Below are 17,563 nucleotides of genomic sequence, written 5' to 3' on the forward strand. Positions count from 1 at the left end.
CAATCCGCACCGCCACGCCGCATCGGCTTTATGCCTTTCGATCCAACGCGGTGCCGTCCCCGGCATTCTCGCCACCGCCTAGGCCCACGCGGCGATAGACCGCCGGGGATTATCGCGCTTACCCTGATGCGGCCCCATCCGGAGACTTCCATGCGCCGCTTCCCCGCCCGTTCCCTCGCAATCGCACTGACCCTCGCCACCTCCGCGGTCGCTGCCCTGCCCGCCCGCGCCGACGCGCCGCCGGTGACCGACGACGGCGCCAAGGCCCTGGCCGCCGCGATCAAGGACGGGCTGGCGCGCTGGTTCCCCAAGCCCAAGGAGGGCGGGACGGAGATGCGCTGGAAGGGCGAGCCCAAGGCGACCCCGGCCGGCGACCATTACGACGTCGCCCTGCCTCCCCTGACAGTCGTGAACGACGACGGCAGCACGGCGGAGGTCGGCAGCGTCGCCCTGACCGTGAAGCCTCAGGAAGGGGGCACCCACGCGGTGACCGCCGTCCTGCCGGACACCGTCCCGCTGCTCGACGGCGGCAAGCCGTCGGCCACCATCCGGATCGGCCAGCAGCGCTTCAGCGGCGTGTGGTCGGGCACCTATGAGTCCTTCCTGTCGGTCGACGCCAATTACGGCGACCTGTCGGTGACCAGCGACAAGAAGTCGGGCGGCAAGAAGGGCGACGCGAAGAACGGATCCCTGACCATCGGGGCCGTCACGATGGCCGGCGAGCTGAAGCCGGATGGCGCGACGTCCAACGGAGCGACCACCTGGAGCGGCCCCGGCGCCCTGTCGATCAGCAACGTCCGCGTCCTCGACGACCAGAAGAAGGACGTGATGACGCTGGCGGGCCTCACCGCCGAGGGCACCTACACGCGCGTCGACCTTGCCCGCTCCTCGGCGATGCAGCGCCTGGTCCAGGCCCACGCCGCGGCGGGGACGGAACCGCCGCCGGCGGAGCTGATGTCGCTGGTCCAGGGCATGATGGGTGGCGGGTCCTTCCGCTTCGGCCTGTCCGGCCTGTCCGGCCGCAACCCCGACGACGGCAGCCGCTTCGCGCTCGCCCAGTTTACCTCGCACGGCGCGACCGAGGATTTCGACAAGCCGACGGCCAGCGCCACCATGGGCTTCGAGATGGCGGGCTTGGAGGTGACGCCGGCCGTCGCCCCGCAGGGCTTCCTGCCGGACCGGGTTGAGCTTCAGCTGAGCCTCGCCAAGCTGCCGACCGCCTCGCTGTGGCAGGCCCTGGCCGACTACGCCTCCCTGGCCCAGGCCAAGGGATCGGACGAGGAGGAAGAGGACGACGAGGAGGAGGCCGCAGCCCCCGATCCGCAGGCGGAGGCGATCGGCAACCGGCTGGTCGGTGCCATGGCCGCCGTGGGCAGCGAGCTGCGCATCGACAAGCTGCTGGTGAACGCCCCGGCCGCGTCGGGCGACATGACCGGCGCCGTGCGCATGGCGGCCAACACGGCCTATGGCGCGGTGGGCGGGGCGACCATCCTGCTGCGCGGCCTGGACGCCGCCGCCAAGGCCCTGCAGCCCAAGCCCGGCCAAAAGGCCGACAAGGACGCGAAGGACACGCTGGGCGTCATCGCCATGCTCCAGGCCTTCGGCCAGGCCGGCAAGGACGCCTCCGGCAACGAGGTGCGCAGCTACAAGATCGACCTGACCGATTCGGGCCAGATCCTGCTGAACGGCGCGGACATGAGCGCGCTGATGGGCAGCGGCGCCCCCACCGAACCGGCCCCGACCGACAAGAAGGCGCCCAAGAAACTCTGATCCCGGCTCTGATCCCGGCTCTGATCCTGGTTGCCACTCCACCGCCGGTCGCGAAACTCGTCGCCGGCGCGCTTGATCGCTCTTGCATGGGACGGCGCACTTTCACATATCTGCGCCGTCCCAAGACCACCCACCAACAAGAACGATCAAGGATCCCACCATGACCGAGGAACGGCTCAGCTTCCAGGCCGAGGTCAGCCGCCTGCTCGACATCGTCGCGCACTCGCTCTACAGCGAGAAGGAAGTCTTCCTGCGCGAGCTGGTCTCCAACGCCTCCGACGCGTGCGACCGTCTGCGCTACGCCGCATTGACCCAGCCCGAACTGTCCGCCGACGACCCGAACCTGAAGGTCCGGCTGCTGGTGGACAAGGAGGCGCGGACCCTGACCGTCGTTGACAACGGCATCGGCATGAACCGCGAGGATCTGGTCGAAAACCTCGGCACCATCGCGCGGTCGGGCACCGCCGCCTTCATGCGCAGCCTGAAGGAGAATGAGAAGAGCGGCGATCAGAAGAAGGACGTCAACCTGATCGGCCAGTTCGGCGTCGGCTTCTACTCGGCCTTCATGGTCGCCACGGAGGTCGAGGTGCTGACCCGCAAGGCGGGCGAGGCGCAGGGCTGGCGCTGGCTGTCCGACGGCAAGGGCGAGTTCACCATTGCGGAGGTCGCCGACCTGCCGCGCGGCACGCAGATCAAGCTGCACCTGCGGGACGGCGACGACGAGTATCTGGAAGAGCACCGCCTCGCCACCATCGTCCGCAAATACTCCGACCACATCGCCATCCCCATCCTGTTCGGGGACGGTGACGACGCCAAGGCGCTGAACAGCGCGTCGGCCCTGTGGATGCGGTCGAAGAACGAGATCACCGCCGACCAGTACAAGGAATTCTACCACCACGTCGGGCACGCCTTCGACGATCCGTGGCTGACCCTGCACTGGCGGGCCGAGGGCGCCATTGAATACACGAACCTGCTGTTCGTGCCGTCCTCCAAGCCCTTCGACCTGTTCGACCCCAAGCGCGCCCACCGGGTGAAGTTGTACGTCAAGCGCGTCTTCATCACCGATTCGGCCGAAGGCCTGCTGCCGCCCTACTTGCGCTTCCTGCGCGGCGTGGTGGACAGCGAGGACCTGCCGCTGAACATCAGCCGCGAGATGCTCCAGCACAACCCGATGCTGGCCAAGATCCGCGCCGGCATCACCCGCCGCGTCCTGTCGGAACTGGGCAAGAAGGCCAAGGACACCGAGAAGGCGGAGGAATACGCGACCTTCTGGGAGAACTTCGGCGCCGTCCTGAAGGAAGGTCTCTACGACGACTACGAGCACCGGGACGAGTTGCTGAAGCTGATGCGCTTCCGCACCACCGCCGGCGACGGTCTGGTCTCGCTGGAGGAATATCTCGGCCGCATGAAGGAGGGCCAGGAGGCCATCTTCACGATCAGCGGCGACGACATCGAGACGCTGAAGCGCAGTCCGCAACTGGAAGGCTTCAAGGCCAAGGGTGTCGAGGTGCTGTTGCTGACCGACCCGGTGGACGAGTTCTGGGTGCCGTCGGTCGGCAGCTTCCAGGATAAGCCCTTCAAGTCGGTCACCCGCGGCGGCGCGGATCTCGGCAAGATCCAGGGCGGCGAGGACAAGCCGGCCGAGGAGAAGGCGTCGGAAGGCGAGCTGACCGACCTGCTGGCCCTGCTGAAGCTGACGCTCCAGGACGCGGTGAAGGACGTCCGCCCGTCGGAGCGCCTGACCGACAGCGCCGTCTGCCTCGTCGCCGACGAGAACGACATGGACATGCACCTGGAGCGGCTGCTGAAGCAGCACAAGCAGCTGGGCATGGACGCCCCGGCCGCCAAGCGCATCCTGGAGGTCAACCCCGGCCACCCGCTGATCAAGCGCCTCGCCGAGCGCGCCAAGGCCAGCGGTGCGGCGACCTCTCTGGACGACGCGGCATGGCTCCTGCTCGACCAGGCCCGCATCGTCGAAGGCGAAGCCCTCCCCGACCCCGCCGCCTTCGCCCGCCGCCTGGCGAGCGCCATGGAGAAGGGGCTGGCGTAAGTTTGCTCCCCTCTCCCGCTTTCGCCGGGAGAGGGGTTTTTTCTTGCGGATGCGACGCACCGCCCCTACCTTGCCCGTCTGGGTGCGGAGGGGCGCCCACACCCGAGAGAGGCGGTGCCACCCTCGCGGTTCTCGCTCGGGCAACGTTTGGCCAGGCGAGGGCCAGCCGACCAAATTTCCGACCGACCACCGTTTGCTGCCAGACATCGGGTTGCGGCAGAGCACAACGGGAGTCCGTCCATGGGGAACCACCCCACCCTTCCCGGCACCGTCACCGAGTGCCGCATCCAAGCCCACCGTCTCCTGAAGGCCGCCCGCGACGGCGACGACTCGGCGCTGCGCCGCCTGTCCGCCCTGCCCGCGCCGGAGCGCTGGCAGCTCAAGCACGCGCTGGCCGTCATCGCGCTGGATGCCGGTTTCCCCACCTGGCCCGCCCTGAAAGCCCATTTCGAAGGTCCGGACGGAGCGCCGGCGGTAGATACGGAACGCTTCTTCGATGGCCGGGGCAGCGCCTACCTGAACCGCTGGTTCCGCGACCTCGCCACCGCCGAGGAATCGCTGCGGGCCGACGGCGGGTGGCTGTTTCCCTACCGCCACCAGTTCTTCATCTGCGAGGCCGGGTTCCTGGACGCGCGGGGCATTCCCTCCGACGATCCGGACTGGGCGTTGATCGGCCACAACTGGGCGCGGCCGGCCGACGCCGCGGCCCACGCCCGGCTGACCCGGCGCCTTGCCGCGGCGGGACTCGCAGCGGGCGGCTAACGGCCAACCCGCTCCGCGGGGAAAACGAGCGTCATGGTGGTGCCGTGGCCCGGCGCCGTCTCGATGTCGAGGCGGCCGCCGTGCAGCTCCACCAGACGCTTGGTCAGCGGAAGGCCGAGGCCGGTCCCCACATGCTGCCGGCCGAGCGCGCTGTCGATCTGGCCCCAGGGCTCCAGGGCCCGGGCCAGTTCCGCGGGCGTCATGCCGATGCCGGAGTCGCGGACCCACAGCCGCAGCGTACCGTCCCCGGCCACCCCGCCGCCGAGCGTCACCAGCCCGCCGCCCGGCCCGCCGGCCGGGGTGAACTTCACGGCGTTCCACAGAAGGTTCAGCAACATCTGGCGGAGCTTGCGCTCGTCCGCGCGCAGGGTCGGTAGGGCGGCGGGAAGGACCGTCTCGATCCGCACCCCGGCCCGGCCGGCCCGCACCGAGAGCAGGCGGGCGCTGCCGATGGCGACGCCCGGCACCGCGACGACCTCCTCGGTCAGGTCGAGCTTGTCGGCATCGGCCTTGGCGAGGTCGAGGAGGTCGTTGATCAGGTCCAGCAGGTGCCGGCCGCTCTCGGCGATGTCGTGGGCATAGTCGCGGTAGAGCGGGGTGGCGTGCGGCCCCAGCACCTCCTGCTCCAGCAGTTCCGCGAAGCCCATCATGGCGTTGAGCGGGGTGCGGATCTCGTGGCTCATGCAGGCGAAGAACACCGTCTTGGCGCGCCGGGCCTCCTCCCGCTCCCTCCCCTGCCGGTCGGCAAGATCGGCCAGCGCCGCGGCCAGTGCCGCCGCCGACCCCACGCCGAGGTAGCGCCCGTCCTCGAGCACCACGAAGCAGGCGCCCACCCCTGCCCGCGCGAGCCACCGGGCGGCCTCGGTCAGGGGGAGCGCGGCCTCCACGGTCGGGGTTGCCACGGTCAGGGCATCGCGGACGCCGCGCTCCGCGGGCAGGCGCGCCAGCGCGGCGCGCTCCACCAGCCCCAGCACCCGGCCGTCCGCCGCGACGACCGCCAGCGCGGGCAGGCCGGGGTTGGCGTCCAGGCGGCGCGACGCGTCCGCGCAGGACGCACCCGGCCCGATCGCCATGGCGCGGACGGCCAGGGCGGCCACGGTCTGCACGATGCCGTCGCCTTCCGGCACCGCGCGTCGGTCCAGCGCCGCACCATCGGCCGACGGCTCCCCTAGGGTATGAACGGTGGTATGAACGGTTGCTTCGTCGAGAAACATGGGAAACCCCCGTTTCTTCCGCCTTCCGGGCCACCCGCTCGAAGCGGGTGTAGCACACAATCATACCCACTGATTGTTTTTAAATTATTTCCAAATCAGGCGGCGCACATCACGCGGCGGGAGCGATCCGGGTTTCCCCGGCACCGGTCCCGCCGGGTTTGGCGGAGGTCACCTGCACGTCCACCGTCATGCCCAGGAAATCCGCGGGCGCCCCGGTCCAGGATCCGGCCAGCGGCACGGCCTGGGTCGGGTCGCGGGTCACGGCCACGCGGATCAGGTTCTTGCCGCCGATGATGCCGTTGGTCGGGTCGAACTCCACCCAGCCCGCGCCGGGCAGATAGATGTCCACCCAGGCGTGGGTGGCCCCGCCGCCGACCATGGCTCCCTCCGCGCCGTCCCGCGCCGGGTCGTACAGGTAGCCCGACACGAAGCGCGCCGCGAACCCCAGGGAGCGCGCCGCCTCCATCATGAACAGGGCGAAGTCGCGGCAGGACCCGCTGTTGCCCGTCAGAGTCTCCACCGGGCTCTGCGTCCCCTCCAGGTCGCGCGCCTGGTAGGTGAAGCTCTCCTTGATGCTGCGGGTCATGTTGACCAGCATGTCCTGCGTGTCGGGCGGGCCGCCTTCGCCCAGCACGACGAAGCCCTTGGCCCAGTTGTCCACCACATGATCCGGGTCCGGGTAGTGCCGCTGCGTGTAGAGCGCCAGATCCGGCACCTCCTCCGCCGTGTAGCTGAAGGGGTAGGTGCGGGCATACTCCTCGATGGGGAACTCCAGCTCGCCCAGCGGGTAATGCTCCACCCGGATGTGGCTTTCGAAGCGCAGCTCGGTCGCCGGCTGGTCGAAGCTTGCCACGGCGATGGAGTTGCCGAACACGTCGTGCAGCCAGCGCATCTTGGCCGGCGTCGGGCTGATGACCAGCTCCGTCTTCAAAAGGCGCAGGTCGTGGCTGTCGCGCGGCCGGAACATCAGCCGGTGGTCCCCGAAGGTGACGGGGTTGGCGTAGCGGTAGATCGTGGTGTGGTCGATGTCCAACGTGATCATGGTGCGCGCCCCTTGTTCCCCGGGCCTTCCCTGGGCCAGCACGCAACGGCGAGGTTTGAGAATGGTTCCGAATCTTAGTATGGTGCTCGGGCATTCGGGCGACCCGCTCCGGGGACAGGGAGGGCGCGGCCGGGAATGACGCCAAAGCCAACGGCGCCAAAGTTAGAGACGACAACAAGGGGAACCCCTATGCCTTCGCGACTCGAGCAGCTCTGCATCGACAAGGGCCTGAAGATGACCGACCAGCGCCGTGTGATTTCACGCGTGCTGTCGGAGGCGAACGATCACCCCGACGTGGAGGAGGTGCACCGCCGCGCCGCCGCCATCGACGAGCGCATCTCCATCGCCACCGTCTACCGGACCATGCGGCTGTTCGAGGAGGCGAACGTCATCGACCGGCTGGATTTCGGCGACGGCCGGGCCCGCTACGAAGAAGCGGGGGCGGAACACCATCATCACCTGATCGACCTGGAGTCGGGCAAGGTGGTGGAGTTCACCAACGAGGAGTTGGAGAAGCTGAAGGAAGTCATAGCCCGCGAACTCGGCTATCAACTGCTGGGCCATCGTCTCGAGCTTTACGGCGTTCCGCTCAACCGGCGCTCATCCGCGCCGGAGTGATCCCGGCATACTCCCATGCCTGACCCGAATTCTTGGACTCTTGAGTCCTTTGGATTCCCCAGGCATCCCCCGGACGGCGTTTCCATCGATTGCGGAGTGCACCGGGCGCGGATCTGTCCGTGACCGGTGCGCGGTCCTAGTTTCAGGATGCAAACACATCATCGACGGAACCGGCCGCCTGCCATGGACGACATCAGCAAAGACCCCGTTCTCGACCGCCTCGACCGGCTGACCGAGATGGTGACCCGCCGCCTCGACAAGATCGAGGAGCGGCTGCGGTGCCTGGAGCAGGACAACGGTGAGATCATCAACCTCCTGATCGCGGTGAAGGCCGGGCTGGAGGAATGCTCCGGCGAGCTGCTGATCGAGGCCGACGACGCCGACGCGGACGACGCGCCCGGCCTGCTGCACTGATCCCGTCGCGCTGTCCCCCCGGGAGCTCATGCGGGCTCATGCACGCGCCACGTGGGTGAGCTGTCGACATTCGACTTGTCGGCGAAGTCGTTCGGCCGGATAAGGGCGCCATGCAGATCAGCGTCGACCCGCCCGCCGCCCCACTGGCCGCCCCACCGGCCGGCCATGTGGACATTGCCCAGCCGGACATCGCCCACTCGGAGATTGCCCGGACCATCGCGCCGGGCGTCGCCTTCTTCGATTTCGACGGCACGCTGATCCACGGCGACAGCCTGCTGATGTTCATCGGCGAGGTGATCGGCCACCGGCGCGCCAAGCTGGCTTTCCTGGACGCGCTGCGGTCGGGCCTGCACCGCCACGCGCGCGGGCGCGGCCCCGGCGTGGACCTGTTCGGCACCATCAAGACCATCCTGCTGCGCCGGACGCTGCGCGGCGTGCCCGTGGCCGACGCGCTGGACGCGGCGGAGCGGCTGGTGCACCGCGTCCGCTGGCACGCCCCGCTGGTCGAAACCCTGAAGATGCACCGGCGCGAGGGACGCCGCGTCGTCGTTGCCACCGGCGCGCTCGACCTCTACATGCCGGCGCTGCTGCGCGGGCTGGAGGTCGACGCCCTGCTGGCGACCGGGCTGGAGGTGACGGACGGTCGCCTGACCGGCCACCTCAGCACCGGCAACTGCGTGCGGCTGGACAAGGCCGACCGCGTGCGCGCCTGGATCGCCGCCAACGGCCCGGTCGGCGAAACCTGGGGTTACGGCAACCGCCCAAGCGACCTGCCCATGCTCGCCGTCGTCAACCGCCCGACCATCGTGAAGATCTGAGGGGCGCGGCACCCGGGCGTTTACAGCCACCCTGCCTGGGCGTAAAACCTACCGCAGCGCACAACTTCGGTCAGGAAGGCCGGGGCATGTTCTCCATCGAGGCCGACATCTGGATGCCGCCACCCGGCGGGCGCCGCGCCGTGGTGGCCGACGACGACCCGGACCAGCGCGCCGCCCTGGCCCGCCATCTGGCCGGCCGCGGCTACACCGTGTCCGAAGCGGTGGACGGGTTCGAGGCGCTGTCCCTCATCGGAACGGAGTCGCCCTGCGTCGCCCTGCTCCGCCGCCTTCCGGCGGAGGATGACAGCGATGGCGACCGCGCCGCGGCGCTGGCCTGCCTGCTCTACCCGCGCACCCGCATCATCCTGACGGCGAATGCGCCCGATCCCGCGGCGGAGGACAGCCCCTTCACCGTGCTTCCCCGCCCCGTGGACCTGGACCAGCTCGACCGCTGCCTGGCCGAAATGGTGTCATAGGACGTCGACCGGCGTCCCCACGGACAGGCCGAGATCCCGGTCGGCGCGGCCCCGGTTGACGGCGATCTCCGCCAGGCCGCTGGAGTTCTCGTACCACAGCGCCTGCCCCGCCGGGACGTCGGCGAAGGTCCGGCCGCGGCGGACGGTCGTGCCGCCCACCCGCAGCACCGCGCCGTCGGCCAGGGACGACGCGCGGATGCCGGTCATGGCGTTGCCGTAGACGTCCACATAGACGATGCGCGCCAGATCGTCCGGCCAGTCGGGCCGCGCGATGGCGGCAGAATCGACCGGCGTCCCGGGAATCCCCTCCCCCCTCGCCACCTTGGCCGCCACCGGGGCGAACAGGTCGCGCCCGTGGAAGCTGGCCGAAAGGCGCGCCGGCCGCCAGTCGATGGTCCATACCCGCACCGCCTGGGCGCGCACCACTCCCGCCCGCCGCCTTAGCAGCTCGAACAGGCCGTTGTCGGGGCCGACGAACCAGCGCCCGTCCGCCTCCACCACCAGGGGGCGGCGCTCCGTGCCCACGCCCGGGTCCACGACGCAGACGAAGACGCTGCCGGCCGGAAACTCCACCGCGTAGGCGGCGAGCAGGTAGGCGGACAGCTGCGGGTCGAAGACCGGCGCGTCGCTGAACAGGTCGATGACCGGCAATCCCGGCGCCTCCCGCGCCAGGACCGCCTTCATTTGACCGGTGTAGGGGCCGTTGAGGCCGAAATCGGTGAACAGCACGATCATGCGACCACTATAGCGCGGCCGCCGCGCGCGAGACCACCGGCAGGGGGCGGTCCCGGTTGCCGCGGAGGGCCGGAACCCTTAAGATCCGGGCGTTGTCGCGAGCGGAGCCCCGAACGATGCCCCTCCACCGCCGGCCCCGCCGCTGGAGCGGCCTGACGCTCGTCGCGGTTCTCCTGCTTCTGGCGACCGCGCTGCACACGGTCAAGCACGCGCTGGACCACAATTCCGGCGACATGCTCTGGTCGCTGATCGGCATCGCGCTGGCCGGCTTGGTCATGTCGCTGGCCCTGCTGCGGGAAGGCCTGTCCACCGACCGAGCGCGGGCGGAGGCGGAGGCCGCGGAGAGGCGCGCGGTGGAGGCGCACCGCCGCCTGACCGAGGCCATCGAGGCGATCGACGAGGGCTTCGCCCTGTTCGACGCCGACGACCGGCTGGTCCAGTGCAACGCCCGCTACCGGGAGATCTGCGCCCCCTTCGGCCCGGTGGAGCCCGGCGTCCGGTTCGAGGACCTGATCCGCCGCGGCGTGGCGCTCGGCCATTTTCCGGAGTCCGGATCAGGCGGGGCCGACCGCTGGATCGCCGCCCGGCTCGACCATCACCGCAACCCCGGCGGGCCGCTGCTCCAACCCATGGGCGACGGGCGCTGGTTCAAAATCGACGAGCGGCGCACCAGCGACGGCGGCTACGTCGGCCTGCGCACCGACATCACCGAGCTGAAGCGGCGCGAGGAGGAACTGGCGCTCAAGTCCGACCTGCTGGAAGCCACGCTGGCCGCCATGACGCAGGGGCTGGTGGTGTGGAGCGCCGACGGCCACTTCCTGGCCTGCAACAAGCGCCTGCTCGCGATCCTGGAGCTTCCCGAAGCGCTGATGCGGCCCGGCCTGACCTTGCAGGACTGGGCGCACCATCTCGCCGAACGGGGCGAGTTCGGCCCCGGCGACCCGGACGAACTGACGGCGCAGCGGCTGGCGCTGATGGAGCCCGACGCCAACAACCGGAGCGAGCGCGTCCGCCCCAACGGCCGCGTTCTGGAGATCACCGCCGGCCGCATGCGCGACCGGTCGGTCCTGATGACCTACACCGACATCACGGAGCACCGCCGGGCCGAAGCGCAGCTGCGCCTCGCCAAGGAGGAGGCGGAGCGGGCGAGCCGCGCGAAGACCGGCTTCCTGCGCACCATCAGCCACGAGATCCGCACGCCCATGAACGGCGTGCTGGGCATGCTGGGCCTGCTGCTGGACGGCCCGCTGGGGGAGGGGCAGCGCCGCTACGCCCAGACGGCGCGGGAGTCGGCGGAGGCACTGCTGGCCATGCTGAACGACCTGCTGGACATCTCCAAGATGGAGGCGGGGAAGCTCACGCTCGACCTCACGCCCTTCACCCTGGTGGACGTGGTGGAAAGCGTGGTCGAGCTGCAGGCGGCGCGCGCACACGCCAAGGGGATCGACCTGGCCTGCTGCGTGCCCGCCGGCCTTCCGGAACGGCTGCGCGGCGATTGCGGGCGGCTGCGGCAGGTGCTGCTGAACCTGGTCGGCAACGCGGTGAAGTTCACCAACCGCGGCGGGGCGACCGTGACCGCGTCTCTGGCGGAGAGGGCGGCCGACGGGTCGGCGCCGGAACCGGACGGAACGGTGTGGCTGCGCTTCGAGGTGGCCGACAGCGGGATCGGCATCCCGGACGGAGCCCGCGGCGACCTGTTCACCGAATTCGCGGAGATCCACCCGCGGCTGGCGCGCCGGGACGGCGGGGCCGGACTGGGGCTGGCCATCTCCAAGCGGCTGGTCGACATGATGGGCGGCGTCATCGGCTGCGAGCCGGCGGTGGAGGGGGCGGCAGGCGGCGGAAGCCGCTTCTGGTTCACGCTGCCCCTCAGAATCGAAAGCGCCGTCGAAGGCGCCGCGGCCGACTCCGGCCGTGCGCTGGCCGGGCGGCGCGTCCTGCTGCTGGAACCGAACCCGCTGACCCGGCGCGCGCTCGCCCGGCAGATCCACAGCTGGGGGGCCGAGGTGCACGCCCCGCAGGACAGCGCCGACATCCCCGCTGACACACAGTCCGGCTTCGACGTGGCGCTCGTCGGCGATGCGGCGGACCCGGCGCTGGCGAAACTGCCGCCCCGGCTGCGCGCCGCCGGAGCGCGCCGGATCGTCCGCATGGCCGTCCCTCAACAGGCCCCCCAACAAGCCCCTCAGCAGAGCCAGGACGCCGACGCGGTCCTCGCCAAGCCAATTCGCCAGGCCCGCCTGCTGGAGGCGCTGGGCGGCCCGGCCCCCCGCGTGGCATCCAGCACGGCGCCCTGCTCGGCCGCCGAACCGCCTACGGCGGCCGTGGACGCTCTCCCGGGGCAGGGGCGGCGCATCCTGCTGGTGGAGGACAGCCCGACCAACCAGATGGTGGCGGCGCTGGTGCTGCGCGGCGCCGGCTACCGGGTGGACGTCGCCGGCAACGGGATCGAGGCGATCGAGGCCGTGACCGCGGCGCGTTACGACCTGATCCTGATGGACATCTCCATGCCGGAGATGGACGGGCTGATGGCGACGCAGATCCTGCGCGGCATGCCGCCGCCGGCTGGGACGGTCCCGATCGTCGCCATGACCGCCGACGCCATGGACAGCGACCGCGACCGCTGCCTCGCCGCCGGCATGAACGACCACGTCGCCAAGCCCGTCGACCGCACCCGCCTGCTCGGCACGGTGGCCCGCTGGCTGGCGGATGGGGAGGGCCCGAGCCGGGAGAACGTGCCGGCCCAGGATGCGCCGGCACCGGCCCCCGATTCGGACGCGCTCGACGCCGACGTGCTGAACCAGCTGATGCGGGATCTGAACCCGGACATCCTGGCCGACGTGATCCGCGAATTCGTGGAGGAAACCATGGCGCGCGCCGAACGGATCGCGAGGACGTGGGACGATCTGGGCGTCCTGGCGCGCGAAGCCCACACGCTGAAGAGCACGGCGAGCACCTTCGGCGCCCGTGCCCTGTCCGCCGCGGCGCGCGCGCTGGAAGCGGCGTGCCGGGACAACGCGGTCGGCGAGGTGGAGTCGCTGTGCCGCGACATCCCCCGCCTTACCCGCGAAGCCGTGGAAGCCTACCGGATCCGCGGCTATCTATCCCCATCGGGGTGAGATCACTCCATGACGCTGATGTTGACGGCGGCGTCCTTGCCGTTGTTGCCGCGGGCGACCTCGAACTGGACGCGCTGGCCTTCCGACAGGGCGTGCAGGCCCGACCGCTGCACGGCGGTGATGTGGACGAACACGTCCTTGGCGCCGGCCTCCGGCGCGATGAATCCATAACCCTTGGTGGTGTTGAACCATTTCACGGTGCCGGTGGTCATCAGGCGAACTCCCCCTACGTCTGCTCTGGTCGTCTGGTCAGTCTCCGCCACCGGCCCATGAGGATGGATCACGGGCCGGCCGCGGGACATTGTTGGAAAGCGAAGAAAGCCCAAAGGGAACGAAGATGTTGCGCAGGGAGGCTAGCCGCACAAAGCCCGAAGCGGCAAGGCGGCTTCAGGGCATATGCCCAATGCAGGCGGCACCATCATTCGGAAATAAGCCGATGGCGGCACCCCTTAGTATGGCAAGACTTTCGATCCTCTTGTGAAATGGATCGTAGGCGAAACGATTGCTTCAGATTTTGCCTTCGGCCTGCCAGGCGAGGCGCTTGCGGTAGATGGTGGAGGCGCTGATCTCCAGCAGCGCGGCAGCCCGCGGAATGTTGCCGTCGCAGGCCGCGACCGCCTCCTCGATGGTATCGCGCTCCACCTCCCACAGGGGCTTGATCGCTTTCGGCGACGGCGGATGGGCTGACGGAGATTGGGCGGACGCCGGATGAGCCGAAGGCCCATGGGCGGCGTGGTGGTGCGGCCCATGGCTTCCCCCATGATGCCCGCCCTGGTGCCCACCCTGATGCAGGCCATGCCCGTTGCCGGGCGGCGCGCCCAGCGGGGCCGGCAGCATGGCCGGGGTCACCGTGTCGCCGTCGTGCAGGACCACGATGTTGCGCACGACGTTCTGCACCTGCCGCACGTTCCCCGGCCAGTGGTAGGCGCGCAGATCCTGCTCCGCCTCCGGCGAGAAGCGGTTGAAGCCCTTGCCTTCCTCCCGCGCGTAGTCGGCCAGGAAATGGCGGGCGATCTCCAGCACGTCGTCCTCGCGCTCGCGCAGCGCCGGCAGGTGGATGGGGATGACGTGCAGGCGGTAGTAGAGATCCTCGCGGAACCGCCCCTCCTCCACCTCGCGCAGGGGGTCGCGGTTGGTCGCGCAGATGATGCGCAGGTCCACCTTCTCCAGCTTGCTGCCACCGACGGGGGTGAAGGTGCCGGTCTGGATGAAGCGCAGCAGCTTGGTCTGCAGGTCGGGCGCCAGCTCGCAGATCTCGTCCAGGAACAGGGTGCCGCCGTCGGCCCGCGCCGCGGCCCCCTCGCGATCGGCCAGCGCCCCGGTGAAGGAGCCCTTCATGTGGCCGAAAATCTCGCTTTCCATCAGGTCCTTGGGGATGGCCCCGCAGTTGATGGCGACGAAGGGCCGCTCCGCGCGCGGGCTCTGGCGGTGGATGGCCTCGGCGCAGACCTCCTTGCCGGTGCCGGACTCGCCGGTGATGAAGACCGTCGCGCGGGACGACGCGGCGCTGTCGATGATGCGGTAGACCGCCTGCATGGTCAGCGACGAGCCGATGAAGCCGTGGTAGCGGCTGCGCGCCAAGTCCTTGCCGAAGGTCTCGACGATCTGGGCCAGCCGCAGCCGTTCGATGGCGTTGCGCACCGTGATGGTCAGGCGGTCGGCCGAGAAGGGCTTCACCAGGAAATCGTACGCGCCGTAGCGCATCGCCTCCACCGCCACGCCGACCGAACCGTGGGCGGTGATGATGATCACGGCGCAGGGCAGCGCCTGGGCGGTGATGCGCTTCAGCACCTCCATCCCGTGCATGTCCGGCAGTTGCAGGTCGAGCAGCACGATGCGCGGCACGCCGTCGGCCAGTTGCTCCAGCGCCGCGGCGCCGGTTTCCACCGTCACCACGCCGTCGGATTCCTTCTTCAGGAACTCCGCATAGACGCGGGCCAGCGACGGGGTGTCTTCGACGAGAAGGATGGGCGTGGCGCGCGGAGGCATGGACCGATCGATGCGGATGAACAGGCGGCGTGGCGGCGTCCGATGGATGATCGGGACGCCGTGGATAGCACCAAATCCTTAAAATGCACTCTACGCGATGCCGCACCCGCGGCGAAAGACCCGGAATGGGGGCACGCAACGAAATATCGCAAGACACGGTTTCACAAGCGGACGTCGGATCTTATTTCACACAAAATATGCTGTAGCCCGGGGCGATGGACGCTTGTACCGGGCGCCGCGATGGAATATCTGAATTCTACAAAATCAATCGCGAGGAAGGGCGAGTCCCCCGTGGCCGATTCTCCCCTGCTGTCCGGCAAGCGCATCCTGCTCGTCATCGCGGGCGGAATCGCCGCCTACAAGACCCTGGAGCTGATCCGGCGCCTGAAGGAGCGCGGCGCCACCGTGCGCGCCGTCCTGACCAAGGCGGGGGCACAGTTCGTCACGCCGCTGTCCGTGCAGGCGTTGACCGAGGACACGGTCTACCAGGATCTGTGGTCCCTGACCGACGAGTCGGAGATGGGGCACATCCAACTGTCGCGCGCCGCCGACCTTGTGGTGGTCGCCCCGGCCACCGCCAACCTGCTGGCCCGCATGGCCGCGGGCATGGCCGACGACCTCGCGGCGACGGTCGTGCTGGCGACCGACAAGCCGGTGCTAGTCGCCCCGGCCATGAACGTCCGCATGTGGGAGCATCCGGCGACCCGCGCCAACATGAGGCTTCTGGAAGAGCGCGGCGTGCGCCGCGTCGGCCCGAACAAGGGCGACATGGCCTGCGGCGAGTATGGCTTCGGCCGCATGGCGGAGCCGATGGAGATCCTCCAGGCCATCGTCACCTACTTCGAGGAACGCGACGCGCCCAAGCCCCTGAAGGGCAAGCGCGCCCTGGTCACCAGCGGCCCGACCTACGAGCCCATCGACCCCGTGCGCTACATCGCCAACCGCTCCTCCGGCCGGCAGGGGCACGCGATCGCCGCGGCGCTGCACCGTCTGGGGGCGGAGGTGACGCTGGTCACCGGACCGACCCGCCTGCCCGACCCGCCGGGCTGCGCCATCCGCCCCATCGAGACCGCGCGGGAGATGCTGGCCGCCTGTGAGGCCGCCCTGCCGGTGGACATCGCCGTCTGCGCCGCCGCGGTGGCGGACTGGCGCGTCGCCGGCGAATCGGACCGCAAGCTGAAGAAGGACGGCGGCGCGCCGCCCGGCCTGACCCTGACCGAGAACCCGGACATCCTGGCCGCCCTGTCGCAGAGCACGTCGCAGCGCCCGGCGTTGGTCGTCGGCTTCGCCGCGGAGACCGGCAACGTCGTGGAGTACGCAACGGCCAAGCGCATCCGCAAGGGCTGCGACTGGATCGTCGCCAACGACGTCTCGGTCGGCACCACCACCTTCGGCGGGTCGGAGAACACCGTCCACCTGATCCGCGACGGCGGGGTGGAGGATTGGCCGACCATGGGCAAGGACGCCGTGGCCGCCCGCCTGGCCGACGCCATCGCGCAGCATTTCAACCAGCCCCCCGCCCAACCTGCCCCAGCCCAAACCAATCAGGAGAAAGTTCCGTGAGCGTTACGGTTCCGGTCGTCCGCCTTCCCCACGCCGAGGGGCTGGAGCTTCCCGCCTACGCCACGGAGCATTCGGCCGGGCTCGACCTCGTCGCCGCGGTCGCCGCACCGCTGGTGCTGGAGCCGGGCCGGCGCGCGCTGGTCCCCACCGGCATCGCGCTGGCGCTGCCCGACGGGTTCGAGGCGCAGGTGCGCCCGCGTTCCGGCCTGGCGCTGAAGAACGGCGTCACCGTGCTGAACAGCCCGGGCACCATCGACGCGGACTACCGCGGCGAGGTCGGCGTCATCCTGGTCAACCACGGCGACCAGCCTTTCACCGTGGAGCGCGGGCAGCGCATCGCGCAGCTGGTCGTCGCCCGCTACGAACGGGTCGTCTGGAGCGAGGCCGCCGCCCTGCCCGACAGCACCCGCGGCACCGGCGGATTCGGCTCCACGGGGAGCTCCACGGGGGGCTCCACGGGGGGCTCCACGGGGCAGCATGCCTCCAAATCGCCTCAGCCAGCGCCCCAGCCTACGTCCAAGCAGGAGTCCCTGTGATGCTCCGCATCTCCAAGAAGCTGATGTTCGCGATCGAGGCGGTGCTGGACATCGCCTACAACGCCGGCACGGAGCCGGTGCAGTCCGGCGAGATCACCCGCCGCCAGGGCATTCCCAAGCGCTACCTGGAGCAGGTGCTCCAGCAGCTCGTCCGCGACGGCATCCTGGCCGGCGTGCGCGGTCCGCGCGGCGGCTACCGGCTGGCGCGGGAGCGGCGGCGGATCACGCTGGGCGAGATCGTCAAGGTGGTCCGCTCGATGGAGACGGCGACCGACCCGATCGAGGAGCCCGCGGGCTCCATCCTCGGCCACAAGGTGGTCCGCCCGCTGTGGGTCGAGCTTCAGGAAGAGTGCATGAAGAAGCTGGAAGACGTGACCATCGAGGATCTCTGCCTGCGCGCCCGCTCCGCCGGGGTGGAAAGCGAAACGGAAGACCGCATCGATTTCACCATCTGAGC

Annotated in this window: 16 protein-coding genes; 11 read left to right on the forward strand and 5 right to left on the reverse strand. The window is 69.9% G+C overall.

The window, feature by feature from the left end:
* Positions 1 to 150: 150 nt before the first annotated feature.
* From M2351_RS14530 to M2351_RS14540, 3 genes are all read left to right on the forward strand, one after another.
* Complete coding sequence (locus M2351_RS14530) at positions 151 to 1,770, forward strand: hypothetical protein (protein WP_264656751.1); 1,620 nt, start codon at positions 151 to 153, stop codon at positions 1,768 to 1,770.
* Between the two features lie 160 nt (positions 1,771 to 1,930).
* Positions 1,931 to 3,820, forward strand: a complete 1,890-nt coding sequence (gene htpG / locus M2351_RS14535) for a molecular chaperone HtpG (RefSeq protein WP_264656752.1) — start codon at positions 1,931 to 1,933, stop codon at positions 3,818 to 3,820.
* A gap of 240 nt (positions 3,821 to 4,060) precedes the next feature.
* Complete coding sequence (locus M2351_RS14540) at positions 4,061 to 4,582, forward strand: hypothetical protein (RefSeq protein WP_264656753.1); 522 nt, start codon at positions 4,061 to 4,063, stop codon at positions 4,580 to 4,582.
* Here the strand turns inward: M2351_RS14540 and M2351_RS14545 are convergent.
* Entirely contained in the window at positions 4,579 to 5,796 is a 1,218-nt protein-coding gene (locus M2351_RS14545) for a sensor histidine kinase (RefSeq protein WP_264656754.1), read from the reverse strand. The two genes, M2351_RS14540 and M2351_RS14545, sit on opposite strands and share 4 nt — an antisense overlap.
* A 109-nt stretch (positions 5,797 to 5,905) precedes the next feature.
* Complete coding sequence (locus tag M2351_RS14550) at positions 5,906 to 6,838, reverse strand: transglutaminase family protein (RefSeq protein ID WP_264656755.1); 933 nt, start codon at positions 6,836 to 6,838, stop codon at positions 5,906 to 5,908.
* Positions 6,839 to 7,027: 189 nt separating this feature from the next.
* On the opposite strand from M2351_RS14550, the gene M2351_RS14555 reads away from it, so the two are divergent.
* The 4 genes from M2351_RS14555 to M2351_RS14570 all read left to right on the forward strand — a co-directional run bounded on the left by M2351_RS14555 (position 7,028) and on the right by M2351_RS14570 (position 9,164).
* The gene (locus M2351_RS14555; RefSeq protein WP_264656756.1) at positions 7,028 to 7,456 is read left to right on the forward strand and encodes a Fur family transcriptional regulator; all 429 of its coding nucleotides are present in this window, start codon (positions 7,028 to 7,030) and stop codon (positions 7,454 to 7,456) included.
* 183 nt (positions 7,457 to 7,639) lie between these two features.
* The gene (locus tag M2351_RS14560) at positions 7,640 to 7,870 is read left to right on the forward strand and encodes a hypothetical protein (RefSeq protein ID WP_264656757.1); all 231 of its coding nucleotides are present in this window, start codon (positions 7,640 to 7,642) and stop codon (positions 7,868 to 7,870) included.
* Between the two features lie 110 nt (positions 7,871 to 7,980).
* Positions 7,981 to 8,688 carry an HAD family hydrolase gene (locus tag M2351_RS14565; protein WP_264656758.1) on the forward strand — a complete coding sequence of 236 codons (708 nt, stop codon included), beginning with the start codon at positions 7,981 to 7,983 and terminating at the stop codon, positions 8,686 to 8,688.
* A gap of 86 nt (positions 8,689 to 8,774) precedes the next feature.
* Entirely contained in the window at positions 8,775 to 9,164 is a 390-nt protein-coding gene (locus M2351_RS14570) for a response regulator (protein WP_264656759.1), read from the forward strand.
* Here M2351_RS14570 and M2351_RS14575 read toward each other — a convergent pair.
* Entirely contained in the window at positions 9,159 to 9,899 is a 741-nt protein-coding gene (locus M2351_RS14575; protein ID WP_264656760.1) for an SAM hydrolase/SAM-dependent halogenase family protein, read from the reverse strand. The genes M2351_RS14570 and M2351_RS14575 overlap by 6 nt on opposite strands.
* A 116-nt stretch (positions 9,900 to 10,015) precedes the next feature.
* Here M2351_RS14575 and M2351_RS14580 point away from each other — a divergent pair, with 116 nt between their 5' ends.
* A complete protein-coding gene (locus M2351_RS14580) occupies positions 10,016 to 13,018 on the forward strand; it encodes a PAS-domain containing protein (protein WP_264656761.1) in 3,003 nt (1,000 codons plus the stop codon).
* A gap of 2 nt (positions 13,019 to 13,020) precedes the next feature.
* Here M2351_RS14580 and M2351_RS14585 read toward each other — a convergent pair whose 3' ends face one another.
* Together M2351_RS14585 and M2351_RS14590 are read right to left on the reverse strand one after the other, a co-directional pair.
* Complete coding sequence (locus tag M2351_RS14585) at positions 13,021 to 13,230, reverse strand: cold-shock protein (RefSeq protein WP_209767967.1); 210 nt, start codon at positions 13,228 to 13,230, stop codon at positions 13,021 to 13,023.
* A 295-nt stretch (positions 13,231 to 13,525) separates the two neighbouring features.
* Positions 13,526 to 15,007 carry a sigma-54-dependent transcriptional regulator gene (locus M2351_RS14590; protein WP_264656762.1) on the reverse strand — a complete coding sequence of 494 codons (1,482 nt, stop codon included), beginning with the start codon at positions 15,005 to 15,007 and terminating at the stop codon, positions 13,526 to 13,528.
* A 291-nt stretch (positions 15,008 to 15,298) separates the two neighbouring features.
* On the opposite strand from M2351_RS14590, the gene coaBC reads away from it, so the two are divergent.
* From coaBC to M2351_RS14605, 3 genes are read left to right on the forward strand one after another with little or no spacing between them, the layout of a single operon-like run.
* Positions 15,299 to 16,570 (forward strand): bifunctional phosphopantothenoylcysteine decarboxylase/phosphopantothenate--cysteine ligase CoaBC, encoded by a 1,272-nt coding sequence (gene coaBC, locus M2351_RS14595; RefSeq protein ID WP_264656763.1) that lies wholly within the window; start codon positions 15,299 to 15,301, stop codon positions 16,568 to 16,570.
* Complete coding sequence (gene dut, locus M2351_RS14600) at positions 16,567 to 17,106, forward strand: dUTP diphosphatase (RefSeq protein WP_454464585.1); 540 nt, start codon at positions 16,567 to 16,569, stop codon at positions 17,104 to 17,106. The genes coaBC and dut overlap by 4 nt, the downstream gene beginning before the upstream one ends.
* Positions 17,106 to 17,561 carry an RrF2 family transcriptional regulator gene (locus M2351_RS14605; protein ID WP_264656764.1) on the forward strand — a complete coding sequence of 152 codons (456 nt, stop codon included), beginning with the start codon at positions 17,106 to 17,108 and terminating at the stop codon, positions 17,559 to 17,561. The genes dut and M2351_RS14605 overlap by 1 nt, the downstream gene beginning before the upstream one ends.
* Positions 17,562 to 17,563: the final 2 nt, after the last annotated feature.

This window comes from Azospirillum canadense (genome assembly GCF_025961225.1).
GTDB classification, from domain to species: Bacteria; Pseudomonadota; Alphaproteobacteria; order Azospirillales; family Azospirillaceae; genus Azospirillum; species Azospirillum canadense.

Coding starts and splice junctions, on each gene's coding strand:
- M2351_RS14555 (WP_264656756.1), top strand. CDS start 7,028: ATGCCTTCGCGACTCGAGCAGCTCTGCATCGACAAGGGCCTGAAGATG.
- M2351_RS14550 (WP_264656755.1), bottom strand. CDS start 6,838: ATGATCACGTTGGACATCGACCACACCACGATCTACCGCTACGCCAAC.
- M2351_RS14605 (WP_264656764.1), top strand. CDS start 17,106: ATGCTCCGCATCTCCAAGAAGCTGATGTTCGCGATCGAGGCGGTGCTG.
- htpG (WP_264656752.1), top strand. CDS start 1,931: ATGACCGAGGAACGGCTCAGCTTCCAGGCCGAGGTCAGCCGCCTGCTC.
- M2351_RS14565 (WP_264656758.1), top strand. CDS start 7,981: ATGCAGATCAGCGTCGACCCGCCCGCCGCCCCACTGGCCGCCCCACCG.
- M2351_RS14585 (WP_209767967.1), bottom strand. CDS start 13,230: ATGACCACCGGCACCGTGAAATGGTTCAACACCACCAAGGGTTATGGA.
- M2351_RS14580 (WP_264656761.1), top strand. CDS start 10,016: ATGCCCCTCCACCGCCGGCCCCGCCGCTGGAGCGGCCTGACGCTCGTC.
- M2351_RS14575 (WP_264656760.1), bottom strand. CDS start 9,899: ATGATCGTGCTGTTCACCGATTTCGGCCTCAACGGCCCCTACACCGGT.
- M2351_RS14590 (WP_264656762.1), bottom strand. CDS start 15,007: ATGCCTCCGCGCGCCACGCCCATCCTTCTCGTCGAAGACACCCCGTCG.
- M2351_RS14570 (WP_264656759.1), top strand. CDS start 8,775: ATGTTCTCCATCGAGGCCGACATCTGGATGCCGCCACCCGGCGGGCGC.
- M2351_RS14545 (WP_264656754.1), bottom strand. CDS start 5,796: ATGTTTCTCGACGAAGCAACCGTTCATACCACCGTTCATACCCTAGGG.
- M2351_RS14530 (WP_264656751.1), top strand. CDS start 151: ATGCGCCGCTTCCCCGCCCGTTCCCTCGCAATCGCACTGACCCTCGCC.
- M2351_RS14540 (WP_264656753.1), top strand. CDS start 4,061: ATGGGGAACCACCCCACCCTTCCCGGCACCGTCACCGAGTGCCGCATC.
- M2351_RS14560 (WP_264656757.1), top strand. CDS start 7,640: ATGGACGACATCAGCAAAGACCCCGTTCTCGACCGCCTCGACCGGCTG.